Raw genomic sequence first — 21,996 nt, forward strand, 5'->3', positions numbered from 1 at the left:
ATCCGAAAACTTGCAGTCGGCATCTGCGTTCGCCGATCCCGGCCGATGTCGCGTTGTTGACGGGCAGACGTCGCGGGGATACCCCTTGTCCACCTGCATTAGATGTTATGCCGATGCGGAATGGACCGATTAGGGAGTGACACGTGACAGGCAGGCTGGTGATCGTCGGGGCAGGGCAGGCAGGTTTTGCGCTGGCCGCCAAATTGCGGGCTCTCAAGGATACGCGCCCGATCACCATGATTGGCCTGGAGGACGTTTTTCCATACCAGCGGCCGCCCTTGTCGAAGAAATACCTGCTCGGCGAGATGAGCTTCGACCGACTGACCTTCCGCCCTGACGCATGGTTCGCCGAAAACGACGTCGAGGTGAGGCTCTCGACATTTGTCGAGGAGATCGACCGGGACAAGAAGACCGTGCGCATGCAGGACGGGTCTGTCCTCGAATACGAAAACCTGGCGCTCGCCACCGGCTCGACCCCGCGCACGCTGCCCGCCAGCATCGGCGGTGATCTGGAAGGCGTCTATACCGTACGCGATAAGCGCGATGCCGACCGGCTTGCCGGCGAGATGAAGGCCGGCCGCCGGCTGCTGATCATCGGCGGCGGCTATATCGGGCTCGAAGCCGCGGCCGTCGCCCGCCATCTCGGCCTCGAGGTGACGCTGATCGAAATGGCCGACCGCATCCTCGCCCGCGTTGCCGCAAAGGAGACGGCCGACATCATGCGCGGCATCCATGATGCGCATGGCGTGGTGATTCGCGAAAAGACCGGCCTTGCCCGGCTGATCGGCGAGGACGGCAAGGTTCGTGCCGCTGAACTTTCCGATGGCAGCGTCATCGACGTCGATGTCGTCATCGTCGGCATCGGCGTGACGCCGAACGACCGGTTGGCGCAGGATTGCGGTCTCGATGTCGGCAATGGCATCGTCGTCGACGAGTTCGCCCGCACCTCCGATCCTTCGATCTTCGCGATGGGCGATTGCGTCACGCTGCCCTGGCAGGGCGGCCGCATCCGGCTCGAATCGGTGCAGAACGCCGTCGATCAGGCCGAATCGGTCGCTGCCACGCTCGCCGGCGGCACGGCGCCCTATGAGCCGAAACCGTGGTTCTGGTCCGATCAGTATGACGTCAAGCTGCAGATCGCCGGCTTCAATCTCGGCTATGAAGAGACGTTGCTGCGCCCAGGTGCGCGCGAAGGTGCCGTGTCGATCTGGTATTTCCGCGAGGGCCGGCTGATCGCCGTAGACGCCGTCAACGATGCCAAGGCTTACGTCTCCGGCAAGAAGATGCTGGAAACCGGGAAGAACCCCGACAAGGCCCTGCTGGCCGATCCGGCCACCGACCTCAAGCAATTGATGGCCTGATTCCTTTATAAGGCGGGATCGGGCCCGACCAACCGGTATCGGAGCCAACCGACATAGGAGGAAGCATGCCTGCACCGAAAAACGCCTTCAAGGCAGCCATCAAGGCCAAGAGCCCGCAGATCGGCCTGTGGCTGAATACCGGCGAGCCGTTGCCGGCGGAGATTGCGGCAAGCGCGGGCTTCGACTGGCTGGTCATTGATTCGGAACACGGGCCGAACGATCTGCGCAGCATCATCGCCCAGCTGCGTGCGCTGGCGCCATTCAATGTGGAGCCGGTCGTGCGCCCGCCGGTCGGCGACGCCTGGTTCATCAAGCAATTGCTCGATGCCGGTGCGCGAACGCTTCTCGTGCCCATGGTCGATACGCCTGAACAGGCCGAGGCTCTGGTGCAGGCCGTGCGCTATCCGCCGCGCGGCACCCGCGGTCTCGGTGCCGCAGTCGCCCGCGCTTCCGGTTTCAACGCCATCCCCGATTATGCCCAGACGGCCGATGACGAGATCTGCCTTCTCGTCCAGGCAGAGACCAGGACGGCAATCGACAATCTCGATGCGATTGCCGCGATCGAGGGCGTCGATGGCGTTTTCATCGGCCCCGCCGATCTCTCCGCCGATCTCGGCTTCCTGGGGCGGATAGAGGCGCCCGAGGTTCAGGAGGTCATAGAGAAGGCGATCGGGCGAATCATCGCTGCCGGCAAGCCCGCGGGCATCCTGACCTTCAATGAGACCTTGAACCGCCGCTATCTCGATCTCGGCGCAAGCTTTGTCGCCGTTGGGGCCGATGTCACCGAACTCTCGGCGACCCTGCGTGCGCTGGCCGGCCGCTATGGCCGCGGGCCGGGTAGCGGCCCAGCCGGTTCCGGCTATTGATTCGCGCCAGGCGATTCGCCTCTGATGGAAATCGTCGGCCGACAGCCGCGCCTATTATAAGGAGGGGGCGAAATGCCCCCTTGAGATGCACTGAAGAAGCTCGGCTCCGCCAAAGAGAGGCCAGCGGCCGCAATCTTCGCCTCATCCCCAGCCTCGACCGTTCTTTTTGTTAAAAGACCTTGCATTCGAAATTCATTTTCAATAATCAGGCCGCACCGGAGAGGTGGCCGAGTGGTCGAAGGCGCTCCCCTGCTAAGGGAGTATACGTCAAAAGCGTATCGTGGGTTCGAATCCCATCTTCTCCGCCATCAGGCCTTGCCAGCCTGTCCTGATTTCCCCAAAAAAACTTGTCTCGTCGCAGTCGAAAAAAAAGAAGCTCGGGCACGAGGCGTTTCGGCTCGGTCTCTCAGCCTTTGACTTGCGTCTTTCGGCAACGGATATCCCTTTTTTAGTAACGCCTGCTGCGCCTGTCGCCCCAGCCTCTGTGTCGGTTTTGCAACGCGGCATTACACCCGGATTTTTTCGCAAAACTGTCATAAGTGGCTGTTTCTAGGCCATTTCTTAACGAACAATAAAATTGTAGCAACCTCCAGATGCGGTATTGTGCTGTTTCGGCAACAGGGGTTGGCTAAGCAGGCCGGATAGCTCGTTTCACCGCCACTTCACGATTGCATGATCGGAGGCCTTTTGTATTTTCAAATCCAGAAGCGCGGCGGTGGTTCGTCGGTTTCTGCATCGTTGGGATGGGCAGGGAACAAAAGCCTCTGGCAAAAACAGACCCAACCCTGAATGAAACTTTGACTGGAGGTCAAAAATGAACATCAAGAGCCTTCTTCTCGGCTCCGCTGCTGCCCTCGCAGCAGTCTCTGGCGCCCAGGCTGCCGACGCTATCGTTGCTGCTGAGCCTGAGCCCATGGAATACGTTCGCGTTTGCGACGCTTTCGGCACCGGCTACTTCTACATCCCGGGCACGGAAACCTGCCTCAAGGTCGGCGGCCGCGTTCGCTTCGACGCCAACTACGGTAACGTTTACAAGACGAACCGCGCTGGCGAAGGCACCTTCACCAACACCCGCGCTGAACTTTACGTCTCGTCTGCTTCGGACACCGAATGGGGTGCGCTGAAGACCAACATGACCGCGCGTTTCGACTACAACCCGCACAACACTGCCAGCTACCCGGATGCAACCCGCACCCGTCTGATGGTTGCCACGATCGATATCGGCGGCTTCACCTTCGGTCTGCAGGACTCGCTGTATGAGCAGCTGCTCGGCTACGCCGGCAACGTCATCAACGACGACGTGATCAACTACGGTCCGTCCGAAGTTAACCAGATCGCCTACACCTACAAGGCTGACGCTCTGACCGCCTTCATCTCGCTCGAAGATGACGGCCAGAACAAGCGTGATACGCTGGCCTACGTTCCTGATCACCACAACAGCGATGCTCCGAACGTTGCTGCAGGTATCAAGTTCGACAACGGCACGTTCATGGCTGGCGTAACCGCTGGTTACGACGAGTCGATGGAAGAAGGCGCTGTCAAGGCTCGCATCGGCTACAAGACCGGCGCGTTCAACCTCTTCTTGATGGGCGGCTGGAACACCGACGGCGACACCTACAACAACTACGCTCCGGGCTCGAACTACGGCGACGCGACGATCGGTTGGGGCGATTGGGCTCTGTGGACCGGCGGCGGCTACAAGTTCTCCAGCAAGCTGGCTATGAACGCTCAGGTTGCCTACACCGACTCGAAGGTCTTCGAAGCAACGGCTAACCTGGCTTGGACCCCGGCTGCTGGCTTCCTGATCCAGCCGGAAGTTACCTACGTCAACATCGACGACGTACCGGGCAAGGGCGAGCAGGACCGTTGGGAAGGCATCGTTCGCTTCCAGCGCACGTTCTAATTCCTTATGGAATGATAGTGGAAAGGCCCGGCATTGCCGGGCCTTTTTGCGTTTAGCGTGATACGAATGCGGCGGACCGGGCGGCCGAGGCTGTTCTATTTGATTCGATCTCGATCCCGTGTGCCGGCAATCTTCGTGTCTCTCGGCGTGCATTGATATGTGGCCTCTCCTGGAGGCCGCTAGCGCATCGCGTGCCGATTGATTTAACGCAGATTGCCTAGTGGTTCGCATCGGATCATCGCTGTGCGATTTCACCGTTGTTTGCGATGACTTCCGGCCCATTCGTCCTGCCGGCCTTCTGTGAGAGGGTGGGGGAGGGCTGCGGGCCGCCTAGGCTCATCGATGCGGTCTGGGTGCGGCATCCATCAGGCCGAGTGGAAGGGGTCTGTTTGCGATCGGCCTGTCGTCGGGCTTCGATGGCTCGACTGTACGCTTTTCTGCCTCCAAAAATTGCCGAGTGCCTCTCTGTTCATCGGCGATGGATCAAGGAAAAGGCATGTGCCGGATATCAACATTAGGTTGATATCATTTTTTGCATCTGTCTCCGTCTTCGGACTTCGGCTCCGAAATTCTAAAGCTACCTATGGTAGCTGGATTGCGACAGTTGGAATGTCGCTATTAGACATCGGCGTCCGTCCTGATTGGCTGACTAGACAATTAAGCCGTGTATAGACGGAAAAGTTAAGCGGAGGCGGCTACGATTATGGCGGCAGTGACGCCTGCTTATTTTTGGCCGGATCTGCGTGACCGATTGGCATAAATCAGCCGAAAATGCCGCTTTATGCCGGCGATTCGCGCTGAAGCGGCTCTTGGCCTGGTCTCCGACGCGATTTTAATCGGCACGCGCATGTGTTGCAGCGCCATATTCCTAACAAATCGTATAGAAAATGACCCGGTCTCAGGTTGATATGCGGAAAGATTGCAACACTTTGCCGCAAAGTTGGGAATTGGAAACCTCCGGTCGTGTTACGCGCTTGTCATCTTTTACAAACTTCCGGTAGCTTGAACTCGAAAGCATGACTTCGCGTGTGTTTTCTAAAAGTCGCGGATGCAGGGGAACTGGTTTTTAAAAGCCCGCATCTCATTCAACTTTGACTGGAGGTCAAAAATGAACATCAAGAGCCTTCTTCTCGGCTCCGCTGCTGCTCTCGCAGCAGTATCCGGCGCCCAGGCTGCCGACGCTATCGTTGCTGCCGAGCCGGAACCGATGGAATACGTTCGCGTTTGCGACGCATTCGGCACGGGCTACTTCTACATTCCGGGCACGGAAACCTGCCTCAAGATCGGCGGCCGCGTTCGCTTCGAAGCCGACTACGCTGACCCTTACAGCCCGAACAGCGGTGGCACCTACACCAACACCCGCGCTGAACTCTTCCTTGACACCGCTTCGGACACCGAGTGGGGCGCTCTGAAGACCAGCATCGTCGCACGTTTCGACTATAACCCGAAGAACAGCCTGTCCGGTGATGCTGGCGTAGGTTACTTCTCCGGCGGTGGTTTCAAGGACAACACCCGTACACGCCTGATCGCAGCCAACATTCAGCTTGGCGGCTTCCTTGTCGGTCTCGCTGACTCGCAGTACTCGTCCTTCATCAACTACGCCGGCGACGTCATCAACGACGACGTGATCTCTTACGGTCAGTTCGAACTGAACCAGATGACCTACACGTTCGACGCGGGTAATGGCTTCTCGGCCTACATCTCGCTCGAAGACGACGGCGAAAACAAGCGTGACTACATCGCTGCTTCCAGCGACTCCCCGGATTTCACCGGCGGTGTGAAGTATCAGACCGAAACCTTCATGGTCGGCGTTGTCGCCGGTTATGACGAATCCATGGAAGAAGGCGGCATCAAGGCCAAGGTCTCCGGCAACATCGGCGCACTCAGCCTCTTCCTCATGGGCGGCTGGAACACCGATGGCGACTCGACCAACAAGTTCGCTCCGGGTTGGGGTGACTTCGCTGTCTGGGGTGGCGCTGGCTACAAGTTCTCCGACAAGGTTGCTGCAAACCTGCAGGTTGCCTATGCCGATCTGAACGACAAGCTTGCTGTCACCGGCAACGTTCAGTGGACCCCGGTCAAGGGCTTCTTGATCCAGCCGGAAGTGTCCTACACCAACTGGGACAAGCTGGACGAAGACCAGTGGGCTGGCCTCGTTCGCTTCGAGCGCAAGTTCTGATCTATACCGAAATTGTCTAGAAAAGGCCCGGCTTTGCCGGGCTTTTTTGTGTTTTTGCCCCTGAGTTTCGCCATTGGCGCGAGTTTCATTAAATTTCGTCCATGAACTGGGGAGAGTTTGCAACACTGTGTCTCGCTCGATGGGCTGCAAGCGTTTTGTGGAGATCCCTCCGCTTGTCGTTTCCAGAATCGAGGACTATCCGTGGCTGCAGGGGATCGAGATGACTGGCTCTATCCTCTGTAATTGACGGGCCGCCTCCAACAATTTCGGGGGAGGTGCCCCTGGGGATGATTGGAGATTTCAATGAATATCAAGAGCCTTCTTCTTGGCTCCGCTGCTGCTCTGGCCGCAGTATCTGGCGCACAGGCTGCCGACGCAATCGTCGCTGCCGAACCGGAACCGATGGAATATGTTCGCGTCTGCGACGCCTTCGGTGCTGGCTATTTCTACATTCCGGGTTCGGAAACCTGCCTCAAGGTTGGTGGCCGCATTCGCGTTGATGCTTACCACGGCAACGCCTACGACTTGAGCAGCAAGGGCGAAGGCACCTTCATGAACACCCGCGCAGAGCTGTATATGCAGTCTGCGTCGGATACCGAATGGGGTGCTCTGAAAACCAATATCGTCGCGCGCTTCGACTGGAACCAGCATCAGCAGACCGGTTATGGCGGCTCCTATCCGGACCAGACTCGTACCCGCCTGATGGTCGGGACGATCGATATCGCCGGTTTCACCTTCGGTCTTCAGGATTCGCTGTATGAACAGCTGCTCGGTTACGCTGGCAACGTCATCAACGACGACGTGATCAACTATGGTCCGTCTGAAGTTAACCAGATCGACTATACCTACAAGGGCAGCAACGGTATCACCGCATTCATCGGCGCTGAAGACGACGGCCAAAACAAGCGCGATGGCGTAACCTACGGCTACGATACCCACAACAGCGATGCGCCGAATGGCGTTGCCGGTATCAAGTACGACAACGGCAAGTTCATGGCCGGTATCGTCGGTGGTTACGACGAATCGGAACAGGCGGGCGTCCTCAAGGCTCGCCTCAACGGAAACTTTGGCGCTCTCAGCCTCTTCATCCTGGGTGGCTGGAACATGGACGGCAACAAGATTAGCAACTATGCTCCGGGCAGCAAGTACGGTGGCACGACGGCCATTGGCTGGGGCGACTGGGCTTTCTGGACCGGCGGTACCTACAAGTTCTCCAGCAAGCTGGCCACCAACGTTCAGGTTGCCTACACGGATAGCAAGGTCTTCGAAGCTACGGCCGACTTGGCTTGGACCCCGGCAGCAGGCTTCCTGATCGAGCCGGAAGTCACCTACGTCAACATTGACAACGACACTCCCGCTGTCAAATCGGATCAGTGGGAAGGCATCGTTCGCTTCCAGCGCACGTTCTGATTTCCACCAATCGTGCTATCGGAAAAGCCCGGCATTGCCGGGCTTTTTTGACTCTTGATAGGTGTCGCCTTCATTTTCCCATGCAACGCAAGGGTTTACACGGTTTCGTGATACACTGCGACAAGATTGTAACAGCCTCTGGTATATGTTGCCTTATTCATACGGAGGCTGCTCCATTTTTCTTGAGACTTGCGCGATCGGCGCGTAGCCTCGGAATCAGGGTTGAGGCGTCGTCTCGATCTTGTGGCTTTCGGTCCGGCTTGGGGACGGCATGACCGGGGTTTTGTTTAAAGACTGTATCTGGAGATCTCCCATGAACATTAAGAGCCTTCTTCTCGGCTCCGCTGCTGCTCTCGCAGCAGTTTCCGGCGCGCATGCTGCCGACGCTATCGTTGCCGCTGAGCCGGAGCCGATGGAATACGTTCGCGTTTGCGACGCGTTCGGTGCAGGTTACTTCTACATTCCTGGCTCGGAAACCTGCCTCAAGGTTGGTGGCCGCGTTCGTTTCGACGCCATTTACGGCAATGCCTATGCCCGTGACTCTTCGGGTACCTACACCAACACCCGCGCTGAGCTCTACCTCGACACCGCTTCGGACACCGAAATGGGTGCCCTGAAGACGAGCATCATCGCCCGCTTCGACTACGATCCGCACAATGCAGCCAGCCGCGGTGGCGACTATCCGGATGAGACCCGCACCCGTCTGATGCAGGCAACGGTCAGCCTCGGTGGCTTCACCGCCGGTCTGCAGGATTCGCTCTATGAATCCTTCATCAACTACGCTGGCGACGTCGACAGCGACGACGTGGTCAACTACGGCCCGTCGGAAGTCAACCAGTTGGCTTACACCTACCAGGCTGGCAACGGCTTCTCGGCATTCATCGCCATGGAAGACGACGGCCAGAACAAGCGTGACGGCGTTGTCTACGCTCCTGACCACCACAACAGCGACTCGCCGAACTTCGCCGGCGGTGTAAAGTATGACACCGGCACCTTCATGTTCGGCGTCACCGCTGGTTACGACGAATCGATGGAAGAAGGCGCGATCAAGGCCAAGGTCTCTGGCAACATCGGCGCATTCAACCTCTTCCTGATGGGCGGCTGGAACACCGACGGCAACACCGTCAACAGCTACGCACCGGGTTACACCTACAACTCGGAATCTGGCGACGTTGTTGGTTGGGGTGACTGGGCTCTGTGGACCGGTGGCGGCTACAAGTTCTCCGACAAGCTGTCTGCAAACATTCAGGTTGCATACACCGACTCGAAGGTCTTCTCCGCTGTTGGTAACCTGCAGTGGAAGCCGGCAGCTGGCTTCCTGATCCAGCCGGAACTGGCTTACACCAACTGGAACAACTCGACTGTATCTGCCGACTCTTGGCAGGGCTTCCTCCGCTTCCAGCGCACCTTCTAATTCCTCACGGAATGAGACGAAAAGGCCCGGTTCTCCGGGCCTTTTTGCGTTATGGCCCGTGCCTTGCGTGCCGTTCAGGGCGATCAATAGCGCTGCGGCAGGGGCGCGAAGCGGAAAAACGCAATTATCGTTGGGGGAGGGGGAGGCGCCTTCTCTCATGCGCGCGCAAGATCGCCGCGGCGGCCAGCAAGTCAGCCACGCATAAAATACTGTACGGGATTTATCCCTCGCGGCCGAACCTGAGGTCCGAGACGATGTCGGCCTTCTGGCCAAGCCGCGTCTTGTAGACCTGGTAATTCTCCAGCACCCGCTGCACATAGTTGCGGGTTTCGGGGAAGGGGATGCGTTCCACCCAGTCGATCACCTCGTCGAGCGGCTTGCCGCGCGGATCGCCATAGCGGGCGATCCATTCCGGCACCCGCTTCGGCCCGGCATTATAGGCGATGAAGGTGAGGATGTAGGATCCGCCGAACGCGTCGATCTGCTCGCCGAGATAATGGGCGCCGAGAGTGGCGTTATAGCCGGCGTCGCTGGTCAGCCGGTCGGCCCGGAAACTCATGCCGTGTCGTTTGGCGACGCCCTGTGCGGTGCCAGGCAGAAGCTGCAGGAGGCCGCGCGCATTGGCGGCCGAGACGGCTGCCGGGTTGAAGGCACTTTCCTGCCGCGCAATTGAATAGGCGAGCGCCTTGCCGGACCCGGCAATATTGGCGCCGGCCGGGATGACGCCGAGAGGATAGGCAAGCGCTGCCACATCGATGCCGCGGGAGAAGGCTGCCTTGCCGATCTTGAGCGACAGCGCATGGTCGCCCTGTTCCTCGGCTCGCGCTGTCAGAAGTGCCAGTTCGCCGGGACTGGTGATCTGTTCGCCGAGTGCCGCGTAAAGCGCTGCCGACCGGCGGTCATGACCGACCGAATCGAGCCTTGCAATCGCCTGCACCACTTCGCGCGAGGCAAAACGCTCGCGATCCTGCGCCGTCGGAACGGGATAGCTGACATCGAGCGTGGTCTTGCCGAGGCGCGCCGCCGCCAGCTGCCCGTAGAATGTGCCCGTGTATCGTGCCGCCTGCTCGTAGAGGGAACGTGCCTGTCCGGGGCCGCCGGCCTCTGCCGCGCGACCAAGCCAGTAAAGCGCCCGCGAGGCGGAAAGCGGTTTGTTCGACGCTTCGAGGATCTTGCGGAAATGCGTCTCGGCCGTGCTCGGGTCGTTCAGAGCTCTAAGCGCATACCAGCCGGCATGGAACTCCGCATCGGCCCGGTCGACCGAGGACTGCGCCATATTGTCGGCGACGAGCTTGTAAGCTCCCCGAAAATCGCCCTGGTCAGCAAGGCCGCGCGAGACGATACGCTGCTCGTTCCACCATTCGCCGGCATTGACCAGCCTGGCGGGGTCGCGTGGTACGCGCTCGAGCAGCTTGGCGGCATCCTCGAACTGGTCCTGGCGCCGGGCATATTCGATGCGGATGAACAGATAGGCCGGATCGCTGGTGAAGGAGCCTTCCACGGCATTGATCATCTGCGGCGCATTCTTGGCGCCTGAAGAGACAGCAACCCACGCCTTGTAGAGCGATTGTGCGTTGCCGAGCATCGAAAAGCGCTTCGCCTGCGCGCTACGCCCGCGATAGAGCAGATAGTCCATCCGCGCCCTGTGGTCGGCGACCGTCAGCAGGCCGCTGAATTCGCCGAGTATCTTGTCTTCGGTCTGGGTATCCAGCGCATCGCCGAGCCAGAGCGCGCGGATCGTGCGCGCCGCATCGGCGGAGCGGCCGGTCGCCATCTGCGCCCGAGCGAGAATCATCGCGCCTTCCTGCGTCTGCGGCTTGTAGGGTCCCATCGCCGACAGGACCGCGCCGGCAGGCGGGTTTTCACGGTAGAGCGCCCGTTCTTCCTTTTCGCGCAATCCGCCGATCCCCGGCCAGCCGGAAAGCTCGCGTTCGGCTGCAGCGATCTCGCGATAGGGCACGTCCTTCAGGCCGGAGCTCGCAATCGCCCAGGTCAGGATACGGCGGTCGAGCGAACCCTCGGGAAGGCTGTTGCGCGCCGCGATCGCCTGATCCGCATCATTGTCGGAAAGCGCGTCGAGCCCGGTCTTCAGGGTCGAGGATGCAAGCGGGCGGTCGAGACGCGGGATCGAGCCGGTAATCTCGGGTGTCGGCATCGCCACGGGTGTCGGCACGGCCTGCATTCGCGGCGTCCCCGGCATCGGCATGCTGGCGGGAGCATCAGGTCGCACGAAGGGGAGCGGCACGCTGCCACTCAAGGGAGGAGCCGTCTGGCCAAGTGCCAGGCTCGATATGCTTGCGGCACCCAATCCCAAGGTGAGGATCAGAGCAGGCTTCTTCATCCGGCGACTCGCGAAAAAGACATTTACCCCTATCGGGTTCTCCCATTAGGCTCCGGCGGCCTTAACGAAAGCTTACCATGATCCTGAAAATGCGCATCTTCTAAGGATTGAGCGCAGTCAGAATCCTGTGACCCGCATGGCGTTCCGCTTTGCGCTTGTCGCCGATCTGGCTCCGCTCTATGGTGCGCCGTCTTAAATGTTGATTGCGGCCGAAGCATGGACTTGGGCCATGGGAGTTATGCATGTTCAAGGGATCGATCCCCGCGCTCGTCACGCCATTCACATCTGGCGGGGCCGTGGACGAAAAAGCGTTCGCGGATCATGTCGAGTGGCAGATCGATGAGGGGAGTTCCGGTCTCGTTCCGGTCGGCACGACGGGTGAATCGCCGACCCTGACCCATGACGAACACAAGCGCGTGGTCGAACTCTGTGTCGAGGTAGCGGCCGGCCGCGTGCCCGTCATCGCCGGCGCAGGCTCCAACAATACCACCGAGGCGGTCGAGCTCGCCCAGCATGCCGAACATGCCGGCGCCGACGCCATTCTGGTCGTGACCCCCTATTACAACAAGCCGACCCAGAAGGGGTTGATCGCGCATTTCTCGGCAGTTGCCGAAGCTACCAAACTGCCCATCATCATCTACAATATTCCCGGCCGTTCGGTCGTCGACATGACGCCGGAAACGATGGGCAAGCTCGCCGCGGCACATAAGAACATCGTCGGCGTCAAGGATGCGACCGGCAAGATCGAGCGCGTCTCCGAGCAGCGCATCACCTGCGGCACCAATTTCGTCCAGCTGTCGGGCGAGGATGCAACGGCGCTGGGCTTCAACGCCCATGGCGGCGTCGGCTGCATTTCGGTCACCGCCAATGTCGCGCCGCGCCTCTGTGCCGAGTTCCAGGCGGCAACGCTTGCCGGCGATTACAAGACGGCGCTCGAATATCAGGACCGCCTGATGCCGCTGCACAAGGCGATCTTCATGGAGCCCGGCCTCTGCGGCGCCAAATACGGCCTGAGCAAGCTGCGCGGCATGAACCGCACCATCCGCTCGCCGCTGCTCTCGACGCTGGAGCCGGCAACGGAAGCGGCGATCGACGAGGCGCTTCGCCACGCCGGCCTTCTGAACTGATCGCCCCCAACTGGTCGCTACCGAACTGATTGCATTGAACTGATAGTCCCGGCGGACACACAAGCTTCACAATCGTCCCCGGCCGCACTATATGATGCTTGAACCCCGCTCATCGCTCATGGGCGGGGTTTTGCGATTTGAGATGAGAATGGAATTGGTCAGATGGCACCCAAAGGCAGCCAGCGCGTGGTGAACAAGGTCGTTGCGGAAAACCGCAAGGCCCGTTTCAACTACGAGATCATCGACACCTATGAGGCAGGCCTCGTGCTGACCGGCACCGAGGTGAAGTCGCTGCGCGACGGCAAGGCCAATATCGCCGAATCCTATGCCTCCGACGAGGGTGAGGAAATCTGGCTGATCAACAGCCATCTGCCGGAATATCTGCAGGCCAACCGCTTCAACCACGAGCCCCGCCGCCGCCGCAAGCTGCTTCTGTCGAAGCGCGAGATCAACCGCCTGCGCAACAGCATCAACCGCGAAGGCATGACGCTCGTGCCGTTGAAGATCTATTTCAACGAAAAGGGCAGGGCGAAGCTCGAACTGGCGCTCGCCAAGGGCAAGAAGCTGCACGACAAGCGCGAGACCGAGAAGGAACGCGACTGGAACAGGCAGAAGTCGAGGTTGTTGAAGACGGGCTGAGCGTCAATCTGCCATTTTCATTCTGGCCCGCCCCTCATCTGCCGGCACCTTCTCCCCGTAATCACCAGGGCAATCGCATATGGGTGAAAGACCCCACCCCACCCTCCCCACAAGGGGGAGGGCTTAACCCAGTCGTGCCGCTGCGACCCAATCGAGGCAGGCGAGTGCCACAGGTCTTCTCCCCCCTCGTGGCGGGGTCCGAAGGACGCCGGCAGGCCAGAGAGGGTTCTTGGCCATCTGCGATTCTCTTCCCGTAATCACAGGGATAAGGCCAGACGCCTAGCCCTCTATGCCTCAAGCGGGGCACGTGCCTTCACCCCGTTTACGGGGAGAGGGTTAGGGTGAGGGGAGCCCAAATACACCCGCGCGTCATTCTGCGTCTCTTCCCGGATTTTCCCCCTCGGAACCAAACCTCACCCGCCACCGTTTCCCCGCACCTCAATGTGGACAAGGCGGGCGATGACGAAGAAGCGGATTTTCACCTCTCTTATGCTGGTCCTGGGCTTCGGCCTTGCCGCCTGGCTGCTCTATCAGGTGTTCCGCGAGCATTCGCTGTCGGAGATCGTCCGGTCGGTGAAGGATATCCCGACGGCCAATCTGGCGCTGGCGCTGCTTTTCGCCTTCCTCTCCTATCTATGCCTCACCGGCTTCGACTGGTGCGGCGTGCGCTATGTCAGGCAAGGTCTGCCCTATCCGAAGATCGCGCTTGCCTCCTTCATTGCTCTCTCCATCGGCCAGAGCGTCGGCATGTCGGGCCTGAGCAGCGGTGCACTGCGCTATCGCTATTATGCCCATTGGGGCATGACCACCGAGGATGTGGCAAAGATCGTGCTGCTTTCCGGCGTCACCGTCGGCCTCGGCATGGCGGTGCTTGCCGGCGTCGTCATGATCGCCAATCCGCAAGATGCGGCAGGCGTGCTGCATCTTGAGCAGAGCCTCGTCATGATGATCGGCATCGGCTGCCTTGCCGCCACGCTCCTTTACATCCTCGCCGCCGCCTTTCTCCGTGTGCCTGTCAGGATCCGCAGCTGGACGTTCAAGATGCCAACCTGGAGGATCGCACTGGCGCAGGTCGCGATCGGCGCCATCAACTTCGCCTTTGTCTCCGCCTGCCTGCGGGAGGTGATGGCGGCCAGCGCCGATGTCAGCTACCTGAAAGCTGCCACCGCCTTCGTGCTGGCGAATGTCGCCATTCTCGTCACCCATGCGCCGGGTGGCCTCGGCGTGCTGGAAGCGACGGTGCGTCACGTCATGGGCGATCAGGCCTCGATCGGCTCGCTCGTCGCCTTCCGGGTGATCTATTTCTTCATCCCGCTTTTCATCGGCCTGCCGCTGTCGCTCGCCGTCGAGGCCCTGTTCCGTGCCCGAAAATCTCGTTCGGATGATAGGGGGGCGAGCAACGCGGCAGGCGAGGCGATGATGCCCGCCGAACCTGCCTGACCACGTGGGGGCGGACATGAAAAAGGCGCCGTCACCGGCGCCTTCAATCTGTAGGCTTCTGCTCGTAGCTCATGCCTTTGCGGAGCAGCGGGCGTTCGCCAATCAGGAATCCGCCGGCTCGACCGGCTCGGCTGCCGGACGGGCTGGCCTTTCGCTCGGGTCACGGCCGACCTCTGCCTTCAGCGTCATCAGATCGATGAAGTGATCGGCCTGCCGGCGCAGGTCGTCGGCGATCATCGGCGGCTGCGTCTGCATCGTCGAGACGACCGAGACCTTGCGGCCGCGCCGCTGCAGTGCCTCCACCAGTGTCGTAAAATCGCCGTCGCCGGAGAAGATCACCAGGTGATCGACGGTTTCCGACTGTTCCATGGCATCGATCGCAAGTTCGATATCCATGTTGCCCTTGATCTTGCGGCGGCCGAGACTGTCAGTGAATTCCTTCGCCGGCTTGGTCACGACCTTATAGCCGTTATAGTCCAGCCAGTCGATCAGCGGCCGGATCGAGGAATATTCCTGGTCCTCGATCAGCGCGGTGTAATAATAGGCGCGCAGCAGATAACCGCGCTTCTGGAAAGCCTTCAGAAGCTTGCGATAATCGATATCGAAGCCGAGGCTCTTCGAAGCCGCGTAAAGATTTGCGCCGTCGATAAAGAGAGCTATTTTCTCTCTTGGGTCAAACATATGTCTCCATCCCTTTTTCTGCCCTTTCATGGGCCTGTCGGCAAACCAAAAGTTGAGCCGAAGATATTGGAATAATCCCCTACATTATGAATTATTCATATATCTGTCATTTATGGCACGATTCGCAATATTCCAAGCACGCATTGATTGAATTGTGGCTTACTCCCCCAGCCACTTTAGTCTTATTTCAGCGACTTGTATCCCTCGGTTGCACGCTTTCCGATTATAACAAGCCGTAATCCATTGCTGGATCACGTCGACAATTGCGCATCTCATTGTGGCGAGGCTTTGATGGAGATCACGCGCATCGTTGTTTAGCCGCAGGAAATAGGCAAATTGCTTGTATTTCGGACGGACATCCGACCTGAGGTCAGGAAAAACTTGAAATTCCCCCCCGATGGCTGTATCGGGCATGACAATTCCGGAAATTCACGACCGCAAAGGACAGGCTATGGCCCGTGTCACAGTAGAAGATTGCATTGACAAAGTCGACAACCGTTTCGAGCTGGTACTTCTCGCGAGCCACCGTGCACGCCAGATTTCCCAGGGTGCCTCGATCACGATCGACCGCGACAATGACAAGAACCCGGTCGTCGCTCTTCGCGAGATTGCGGACGAAACGCTGTCTCCCGACGACCTCAAGGAAGACCTGATCCATTCGCTGCAGAAGCATGTCGAAGTGGACGAGCCCGAGCCCGATCCGGCCGCGCTCATCGCTGCCGGCGGCGTGTCTGTTGCAGCCGATGCCGAAGACGACGACCAGCCGGAAGCCATCAACTTCGACCAGATGTCGGAAGAAGAACTGCTGGCCGGCATCGAAGGTCTCGTTCCGCCGGAAAAGAGCGACGATTACTGATAGATTGGTGCCCCAGGGCAACTTATCGTTCATCGTATCGCCCTAATCTGGTTGTCTCAATTGTGATGGCTGCGCTAACCCATGGTTGGCGCGCCATTTTCTTTTTCTCAAGGTCGGTCCAGAGGCAAATCCAAGAATGATGAGGCAGTACGAGCTCGTTGAGCGGGTGCAGAAATACAAGCCCGATGCCAACGAAGCTCTTCTCAACAAGGCCTATGTCTATGCCATGCAGAAGCACGGCAAGCAGAAGCGTGCCTCCGGCGACCCCTATATCTCCCATCCGCTCGAAGTGGCGGCCATCCTCACCGACATGCATCTCGACGAGTCGACCATTGCGGTAGCACTCCTGCATGACACGATCGAGGATACGACGGCGACCCGCGCCGAGATCGACGAACTGTTCGGCGAGGATATCGGCCGTCTCGTCGAAGGGCTGACCAAGCTGAAGCGCCTCGACCTCGTGTCGAAAAAGGCCAAGCAGGCGGAAAACCTGCGCAAGCTTCTGCTCGCCATTTCAGACGACGTCCGCGTCCTGCTCGTCAAGCTCGCCGACCGTCTCCACAACATGCGCACGCTCGACCACATGAAGCCCGAGCAGAAGGCGCGCATTTCCGAGGAGACGATGGATATCTATGCGCCGCTTGCCGGCCGCATGGGTATGCAGGACATGCGCGACGAACTGGAGGACCTGTCCTTCCAGTACATCAATCCCGAAGCCTACGAGACCGTCACCCAGCGGCTGGCCGATCTCTCCGCCCGTAACGAGGGCCTGATCAAGAAGATCGAGGACGAGCTGCGCGAACTCCTCGTCGCCAACGGCCTGAACGACACTTTCGTCAAGGGCCGCCAGAAGAAGCCATACTCCGTCTTCCGCAAGATGCAGTCGAAGTCGCTCTCCTTCGAGCAGCTGTCCGACGTCTATGGTTTCCGCATCATCGTCGATGACGTTGCCTGCTGCTACAAGGCGCTCGGCATCGTCCATACCCGCTGGCGCATGGTACCCGGCCGGTTCAAGGATTATATCTCCAACCCCAAGCAGAACGATTACCGCTCGATCCATACGACGATCGTCGGTCCCTCGCGCCAGCGCATCGAGCTGCAGATCCGCACCGAGCTGATGCAGGAAATCGCCGAATACGGCATTGCCGCGCATGCGCTCTACAAGGACGGCAGGGCAGGGGCGAAGGGCGACGAGCTTCTGCCGAAGGAGAGCAATGCCTATTCCTGGCTGCGTCACACGATCGAATCGCTCGCCGAAGGCGACAACCCGGAAGAATTCCTTGAGCACACCAAGCTCGAACTCTTCCAGGACCAGGTCTTCTGCTTCACCCCCAAGGGCAAGCTGATCGCACTGCCGCGGGGTGCGACCCCGATCGACTTCGCCTATGCGGTCCACACCAATATCGGCGACACTACCGTCGGCGCCAAGATCAACGGTCGCATCATGCCGCTGGTGACGAGGTTGAACAACGGCGACGAGGTGGAGATCATCCGTTCCGGCGTGCAGGTTCCTCCGGCCGCCTGGGAAGAGATCGTTGTCACCGGCAAGGCCCGTTCGGCAATCCGCCGCGCCACCCGCATGGCGATCCGCAAGCAATATGCCGGCCTCGGCCACCGTATTCTGGAGCGCACCTTCGAGCGCGCCGGCAAGGTCTTTTCCCGCGAGGCGCTGAAGCCGGCCCTGCACCGGCTCGCCCAAAAGGATGTCGAGGATACGATCGCCTCGGTCGGCCGCGGCGAAACCTCGTCGCTCGACGTGCTGCGCGCCGTCTTCCCCGATTACAAGGATGAGCGCGTCACCGTTAAGCCTTCGACCGACGAAGGCTGGTTCAATGTCCCGAGCGCCTCGGGCATGATGTTCAAGCTACCGGCACAGGGTGCAGCCGCTCAGGCCGAAACGGAGAATGCGCAAGGCGCGGCGCTCAGTGCCACGCTCCTGCCGATCCGCGGCCTGTCCTCCAGCACCAAGGTACGCTTCGCCAAGAGCGGTGCAGTTCCCGGAGACCGCATCGTCGGCATCATGGGAGAGGGCAAGGGCATCACCATCTACCCCATTCAGGCACCGGCGCTGCAGAAATTCGACGACGAGCCGGAGCGCTGGATCGACGTCCGCTGGGATCTCGACGAGGCCAACAAGTCGCGTTTCCCCGCCACGATCGAGATGCACACGATCAACGAGCCGGGCACGCTGGCAACCGTCGCCCAGACGATCGCCCGCCTCGACATCAATATCCGCACCCTCACCATGGGCGGCAACCGCACCGAGGATTTCTCCGACATCCTCATGGAAGTGGAAGTCTGGGACCTGCGCCAGCTCAACCAGCTCCTGTCGCAGCTGAAGGAACTCGACTGCATCTCGACGGTCAAGCGGATCTACGATTGAGGGGTGATGGCGACGGTCTCTACCGCCGCCAGCCTTCGTCACGCAGAGAGTGTCGTTTCCGAGGGGGCGGCGACGTCGATAACGGCGTTGACTACCCGGTGATCTCCACCGGCGTTCCGTCGGGCATCAGGATCACCGCCTCGTAAAATCCGTCGCCGGTCATGCGCGGCCCTGAGGATAGGCAGCCGTCCGTCCTGCAGCGCGCGGCAAGCGCGTCGACGGCCTCCCGGCTGCCGAGCGAAATGGCGATGTGATCCCATCCCGCATGTTCGTCTTCCAGCCGTTGCTTGATCCAGGGGCCGGTCATCAGCTCGATCTGGTCCGGCCCGTCCGGAAGTTCGACGAAGCGCGACACGAAGCCTTCGCGCCTCTTGCTGTGATAGGGCGCGCCGACGCGGGCGCCGAAATAGCGCTCGAAGAACGAGGCGGCGGCATCGAGATCTCTGGTCCACAGGGCAGAATGGGCGATACGCATGGTCTCTCTCAAGGTTTGCAGTGGATGGTTGTGCTTTAATTGCGTCGGGGCGATGTCACAACAACGACGTGTCCAATATGGGGCGCCGTCATGCTGTCGCGCTCACGGCCTCCGCCCGCGCGAAAGCTCCGAAGCCCGCCACTGCTGCCATTGCCGCACCAGCTTCTGCCGCGGCATGGCGATGGGCTCCTCCATGACGTCGAGCCTGACAATTCGGTCGGCGCGGAAATGGCGAAATCCCTTTCGCAATTCACACCAGCCGATCAGCAGGCGATAGCTGTCCGCATAGCCGAGGATCACCGGCCAGATCATGCGCCGGGTCGTCTCGCCGCTGCCGGCACGGTATTCGAGCGCGATCTTTCTTCCCTCGCGGATCGCCTGCCGGATCGGGCGGGTGTCGATTGCAATCTCGGCCGGGATATCGGCAGGCCTCATGCCGACGGCCGGCTCGGCGATAAATGGCAGAAGCGCGGGCGGGATCGTGGTGGAGATTTTCGCGATGAGGTCGCTCGCCGCATTGGTGAGCGCCGGGTCGCCGAGTCTTGCAACCATCTGGGCACCGAGCATCGCGGCCTCGATTTCCTCCGGGGTGAGCATCAGCGGCGGCATGTCGTATTGCGCGTCGATGACGTAACCGAACCCCGCTTCTCCCGTTATCGGAACGCGTTGCCCGATCAGGTCGGCGATATCCCGGTAGACGGTCCGCCGCGCCACCTCGAGTTCCTCGGCGATCTCGGCCGAGGTGACGGGCCGGCTCGACCGTCGAAGGATCTGGATGATCTGGAATAGCCGCTCGGCCTTTCGCATGCCTGGTGACTCCTGCTGCCATAACGCTGGCAGCATGGCTGTGACAGAACCGCAAGGGAAGAGATCGTTTCGCCCCAAGGAGAGAAAACCATGAAATTCGCGTCCACCCGCATCGTCGCTGCAGACATCCAGAGGATGGTGGCTTTCTATGAGCTGGTCACCGGTTGCAAGGCAGACTGGCTTGCTCCCGTCTTCGCCGAGATCGTCACGCCGGGCGCCGTCATCGCCATCGGAGGGCAGGAGACGGTCGCGCTTTTCAAGCCGGGCAGTGCCGAACCGGCGGCCAACAGGAGCGCGATCCTCGAATTCATGGTCTCGGATGTCGATGCCGAGTTCACCCGTCTCAAGGATCATGTCGAGGTCGTGCACGAACCGAAGGATATGCCATGGGGAAATCGCACCGCCCAGTTCGCCGATCCCGAAGGCACGCGCGTGGCACTTTTCATGCCGGTGACGGAAGCGGCGAAAAGGCGTTTCGGCAGTCGTTGAAGCGGATTGCCTTGCCCGGTCACCGCGGCACTTTTCATGAGCCGGTCTGACGGGCGGAAATAATCCCCGCCCGTCAATGCCTGTCGGCGGGTCATGACGCGCCGACTATCTCAGCACTGGTTCTCGTTCAGCTTGCTGATCATGTCGTTGTAATTCTGCATGAGCGACTTGGCATCCTCGCGCTCGCGCGACTGCATCAACTGGAACTGCGAGCCGTGCTGCTTGTCCTTCTCGTAGGAACCATCCTCGGTGCGCTGGATGATCTGCCGGCCGGTGGAAAGATAGGCATTGGCCTCGAACATGATCGCCGAGCAACCGGTCTTGTTCTTCTCGCGCATCTTGTTGTCATAGCCGGTGGCCATCTGGCCGAACTGGTCGAGCGAGGCCTTGAACGGGTCTTTCTTGTCGCCGAGGCCCTTGCCGTCGATGAAGCTTGCGGCGAGGTCCATGCTGTCCTTGATGTGATAGACCATGCCGATGCGGAAATAGGCGGCGGTGTCCTTCTCCGTCTTGTCGAATTCGGCCTTGATGCGGGCCCGGTCCTTGGCATCGATGGCATTGACGTAATCCGTCTGCGCCTGTGCCAGCGCCGTCATGGCGGAGATATAGGCGGGCTGGATCTCGCGCCCATGCGCGCCCTTGTCACTCAGATAGGTCTTCGCCCCGATATAATTGCCCATGTCACGGTCCACCGGGTCGGCCTTGCCGAGCGCCTCGCTATAGGCCTGCGCCGGACCGTCGATTTCGGCCATGTCGGGTTTCATCGCCCGTGCCTTGTCCAGATTGTCCTTGATCCTGCCCATGGTGGAGGAAGAGGAGAAGAACAGGTTGTCGTTCTTGTCCTTGCGGTCGAACACCGGCTGGATATAGCTCTTGTAGGTGGAAAGATCCTCGGCATAGGAGCGCTGCACCGAATTGGCGACCTCGACATAGGCGTTGTACTTTTGCACTTCGGCCTGTTCGGCAGAGCTTTGCGTCTCTTGCCCTTGGTCCTTCTGGCTGGTCTTGCTGTCGTCGCAGGCCGAAAGGGCAATCAGGCAGGCGGCAAAGGCGAGCGGGCGAACCAGTCGACGGGGAGCCGATCTGAAAAGGGTATTGGCGATCATCAAATTTTCCTCTTTCGAAATTCCGGGATGAAGGCCGCCTCCGGGGCGCAGTCGTCGGCAAAGTCGTCGATATTGCCTCGCGGCAGGACATGTCCCGGATGTCGCATCCGGCGCCGTCCGGCTTTCATCCATTGCGGGTGTCCTGTGTCTTGTGGACGTCCTCCTTTCCTGTGCGGCGCCGGCTTCTCCATCCTGCCCTGCAGGCAGGTTGGCGCGACCGGAAAACCGCTTCGGGCTGTCCCTGCGATCCATTGATATATCGAGGGAATTTTCGTCTGTCCGTGGATCGCTTCCTCGCGGGGAGCGAGGCTGCAGTCGCTAACTGCCGGCGGATCCGGTGACTTGAGGACTGTTCCTATTGCCGCAACGCCTGCTTGTCATGGGCAAGAAATCGCACTGCGGGCAATTTTTCCCGCGACATGCGAGCGGCCCGGATTGCTCCGGCCGTCGAAGGTGAGCGTTGTACTTGGTGCCGTTGGTTCGCGGGGGGCGCGTGTCGTGAGGTCTTCGCCGCTTCGG

At 60.2% G+C, this 21,996-nt stretch carries 17 protein-coding genes and 1 tRNA gene; 13 read left to right on the forward strand and 5 right to left on the reverse strand.

All coding sequences use genetic code 11. From position 1 onward, the window contains the following. Positions 1 to 143 precede the first annotated feature (143 nt). From NCHU2750_RS04540 to NCHU2750_RS04570, 7 genes are all read left to right on the forward strand, one after another. Positions 144 to 1,361, forward strand: a complete 1,218-nt coding sequence (locus tag NCHU2750_RS04540) for an NAD(P)/FAD-dependent oxidoreductase (RefSeq protein ID WP_119939376.1) — start codon at positions 144 to 146, stop codon at positions 1,359 to 1,361. A 65-nt stretch (positions 1,362 to 1,426) separates the two neighbouring features. Then, positions 1,427 to 2,227: an aldolase/citrate lyase family protein gene (locus NCHU2750_RS04545; RefSeq protein WP_119939377.1), complete on the forward strand. Its 801-nt coding sequence runs from the start codon at positions 1,427 to 1,429 to the stop codon at positions 2,225 to 2,227. A 217-nt stretch (positions 2,228 to 2,444) separates the two neighbouring features. After that, positions 2,445 to 2,535 (forward strand) — tRNA-Ser (locus tag NCHU2750_RS04550). 506 nt (positions 2,536 to 3,041) lie between these two features. After that, on the forward strand, positions 3,042 to 4,130 hold the full coding sequence (locus tag NCHU2750_RS04555; protein ID WP_119939378.1) for a porin: 1,089 nt from the start codon (positions 3,042 to 3,044) through the stop codon (positions 4,128 to 4,130). 1,108 nt (positions 4,131 to 5,238) lie between these two features. After that, positions 5,239 to 6,309: a porin gene (locus tag NCHU2750_RS04560; RefSeq protein WP_119939379.1), complete on the forward strand. Its 1,071-nt coding sequence runs from the start codon at positions 5,239 to 5,241 to the stop codon at positions 6,307 to 6,309. 303 nt (positions 6,310 to 6,612) lie between these two features. After that, on the forward strand, positions 6,613 to 7,719 hold the full coding sequence (locus NCHU2750_RS04565) for a porin (protein ID WP_119939380.1): 1,107 nt from the start codon (positions 6,613 to 6,615) through the stop codon (positions 7,717 to 7,719). A 313-nt stretch (positions 7,720 to 8,032) separates the two neighbouring features. Beyond that, complete coding sequence (locus NCHU2750_RS04570; protein WP_119939381.1) at positions 8,033 to 9,133, forward strand: porin; 1,101 nt, start codon at positions 8,033 to 8,035, stop codon at positions 9,131 to 9,133. A gap of 220 nt (positions 9,134 to 9,353) precedes the next feature. On the opposite strand, the gene NCHU2750_RS04575 is transcribed toward NCHU2750_RS04570, so the two are convergent. Continuing rightward, positions 9,354 to 11,474, reverse strand: coding sequence for a lytic transglycosylase domain-containing protein (locus NCHU2750_RS04575; protein ID WP_119939382.1), 2,121 nt, complete (start codon positions 11,472 to 11,474; stop codon positions 9,354 to 9,356). Between the two features lie 242 nt (positions 11,475 to 11,716). Here NCHU2750_RS04575 and dapA point away from each other — a divergent pair, with 242 nt between their 5' ends. From dapA to NCHU2750_RS04590, 3 genes are all read left to right on the forward strand, one after another. Further along, positions 11,717 to 12,601 (forward strand): 4-hydroxy-tetrahydrodipicolinate synthase, encoded by an 885-nt coding sequence (gene dapA / locus NCHU2750_RS04580; RefSeq protein WP_119939383.1) that lies wholly within the window; start codon positions 11,717 to 11,719, stop codon positions 12,599 to 12,601. A gap of 162 nt (positions 12,602 to 12,763) precedes the next feature. Beyond that, a complete protein-coding gene (gene smpB / locus NCHU2750_RS04585) occupies positions 12,764 to 13,240 on the forward strand; it encodes an SsrA-binding protein SmpB (RefSeq protein ID WP_119939384.1) in 477 nt (158 codons plus the stop codon). 459 nt (positions 13,241 to 13,699) lie between these two features. Next, entirely contained in the window at positions 13,700 to 14,680 is a 981-nt protein-coding gene (locus tag NCHU2750_RS04590) for a lysylphosphatidylglycerol synthase transmembrane domain-containing protein (RefSeq protein ID WP_119939385.1), read from the forward strand. Positions 14,681 to 14,782: 102 nt separating this feature from the next. Here the strand turns inward: NCHU2750_RS04590 and NCHU2750_RS04595 are convergent, their stop codons facing one another. Continuing rightward, the gene (locus NCHU2750_RS04595; protein ID WP_119939386.1) at positions 14,783 to 15,361 is read right to left on the reverse strand and encodes a LabA-like NYN domain-containing protein; all 579 of its coding nucleotides are present in this window, start codon (positions 15,359 to 15,361) and stop codon (positions 14,783 to 14,785) included. A gap of 451 nt (positions 15,362 to 15,812) precedes the next feature. Here NCHU2750_RS04595 and rpoZ point away from each other — a divergent pair, with 451 nt between their 5' ends. Both rpoZ and NCHU2750_RS04610 read left to right on the forward strand, forming a co-directional pair. Then, positions 15,813 to 16,217 (forward strand): DNA-directed RNA polymerase subunit omega, encoded by a 405-nt coding sequence (gene rpoZ, locus NCHU2750_RS04605; RefSeq protein ID WP_119942935.1) that lies wholly within the window; start codon positions 15,813 to 15,815, stop codon positions 16,215 to 16,217. Between the two features lie 136 nt (positions 16,218 to 16,353). Further along, positions 16,354 to 18,600, forward strand: a complete 2,247-nt coding sequence (locus NCHU2750_RS04610; protein WP_119939388.1) for a RelA/SpoT family protein — start codon at positions 16,354 to 16,356, stop codon at positions 18,598 to 18,600. 91 nt (positions 18,601 to 18,691) lie between these two features. Here the strand turns inward: NCHU2750_RS04610 and NCHU2750_RS04615 are convergent, their stop codons facing one another. Both NCHU2750_RS04615 and NCHU2750_RS04620 read right to left on the reverse strand, forming a co-directional pair. Beyond that, the gene (locus tag NCHU2750_RS04615; RefSeq protein ID WP_119939389.1) at positions 18,692 to 19,075 is read right to left on the reverse strand and encodes a VOC family protein; all 384 of its coding nucleotides are present in this window, start codon (positions 19,073 to 19,075) and stop codon (positions 18,692 to 18,694) included. Positions 19,076 to 19,177: 102 nt separating this feature from the next. After that, the gene (locus NCHU2750_RS04620; RefSeq protein WP_119939390.1) at positions 19,178 to 19,882 is read right to left on the reverse strand and encodes a helix-turn-helix transcriptional regulator; all 705 of its coding nucleotides are present in this window, start codon (positions 19,880 to 19,882) and stop codon (positions 19,178 to 19,180) included. Between the two features lie 90 nt (positions 19,883 to 19,972). Here NCHU2750_RS04620 and NCHU2750_RS04625 point away from each other — a divergent pair, with 90 nt between their 5' ends. Next, a complete protein-coding gene (locus NCHU2750_RS04625; protein WP_119939391.1) occupies positions 19,973 to 20,371 on the forward strand; it encodes a VOC family protein in 399 nt (132 codons plus the stop codon). A gap of 110 nt (positions 20,372 to 20,481) precedes the next feature. On the opposite strand, the gene NCHU2750_RS04630 is transcribed toward NCHU2750_RS04625, so the two are convergent. Continuing rightward, on the reverse strand, positions 20,482 to 21,477 hold the full coding sequence (locus tag NCHU2750_RS04630) for a YiiG family protein (protein ID WP_119939392.1): 996 nt from the start codon (positions 21,475 to 21,477) through the stop codon (positions 20,482 to 20,484). Positions 21,478 to 21,996 lie beyond the last annotated feature (519 nt).

This window comes from Neorhizobium sp. NCHU2750 (assembly GCF_003597675.1).
Taxonomy (GTDB): Bacteria; Pseudomonadota; Alphaproteobacteria; order Rhizobiales; family Rhizobiaceae; genus Neorhizobium.

Excerpts from the sequence above, each read along its gene's own strand:
- NCHU2750_RS04545 (WP_119939377.1), top strand. The coding sequence starts at position 1,427 with ATGCCTGCACCGAAAAACGCCTTCAAGGCAGCCATCAAGGCCAAGAGC.
- NCHU2750_RS04555 (WP_119939378.1), top strand. The coding sequence starts at position 3,042 with ATGAACATCAAGAGCCTTCTTCTCGGCTCCGCTGCTGCCCTCGCAGCA.
- NCHU2750_RS04560 (WP_119939379.1), top strand. The coding sequence starts at position 5,239 with ATGAACATCAAGAGCCTTCTTCTCGGCTCCGCTGCTGCTCTCGCAGCA.
- NCHU2750_RS04565 (WP_119939380.1), top strand. The coding sequence starts at position 6,613 with ATGAATATCAAGAGCCTTCTTCTTGGCTCCGCTGCTGCTCTGGCCGCA.
- NCHU2750_RS04570 (WP_119939381.1), top strand. The coding sequence starts at position 8,033 with ATGAACATTAAGAGCCTTCTTCTCGGCTCCGCTGCTGCTCTCGCAGCA.
- NCHU2750_RS04575 (WP_119939382.1), bottom strand. The coding sequence starts at position 11,474 with ATGAAGAAGCCTGCTCTGATCCTCACCTTGGGATTGGGTGCCGCAAGC.
- dapA (WP_119939383.1), top strand. The coding sequence starts at position 11,717 with ATGTTCAAGGGATCGATCCCCGCGCTCGTCACGCCATTCACATCTGGC.
- smpB (WP_119939384.1), top strand. The coding sequence starts at position 12,764 with ATGGCACCCAAAGGCAGCCAGCGCGTGGTGAACAAGGTCGTTGCGGAA.
- NCHU2750_RS04590 (WP_119939385.1), top strand. The coding sequence starts at position 13,700 with ATGACGAAGAAGCGGATTTTCACCTCTCTTATGCTGGTCCTGGGCTTC.
- NCHU2750_RS04595 (WP_119939386.1), bottom strand. The coding sequence starts at position 15,361 with ATGTTTGACCCAAGAGAGAAAATAGCTCTCTTTATCGACGGCGCAAAT.
- rpoZ (WP_119942935.1), top strand. The coding sequence starts at position 15,813 with ATGGCCCGTGTCACAGTAGAAGATTGCATTGACAAAGTCGACAACCGT.
- NCHU2750_RS04610 (WP_119939388.1), top strand. The coding sequence starts at position 16,354 with ATGATGAGGCAGTACGAGCTCGTTGAGCGGGTGCAGAAATACAAGCCC.
- NCHU2750_RS04615 (WP_119939389.1), bottom strand. The coding sequence starts at position 19,075 with ATGCGTATCGCCCATTCTGCCCTGTGGACCAGAGATCTCGATGCCGCC.
- NCHU2750_RS04620 (WP_119939390.1), bottom strand. The coding sequence starts at position 19,882 with ATGCGAAAGGCCGAGCGGCTATTCCAGATCATCCAGATCCTTCGACGG.
- NCHU2750_RS04625 (WP_119939391.1), top strand. The coding sequence starts at position 19,973 with ATGAAATTCGCGTCCACCCGCATCGTCGCTGCAGACATCCAGAGGATG.
- NCHU2750_RS04630 (WP_119939392.1), bottom strand. The coding sequence starts at position 21,477 with ATGATCGCCAATACCCTTTTCAGATCGGCTCCCCGTCGACTGGTTCGC.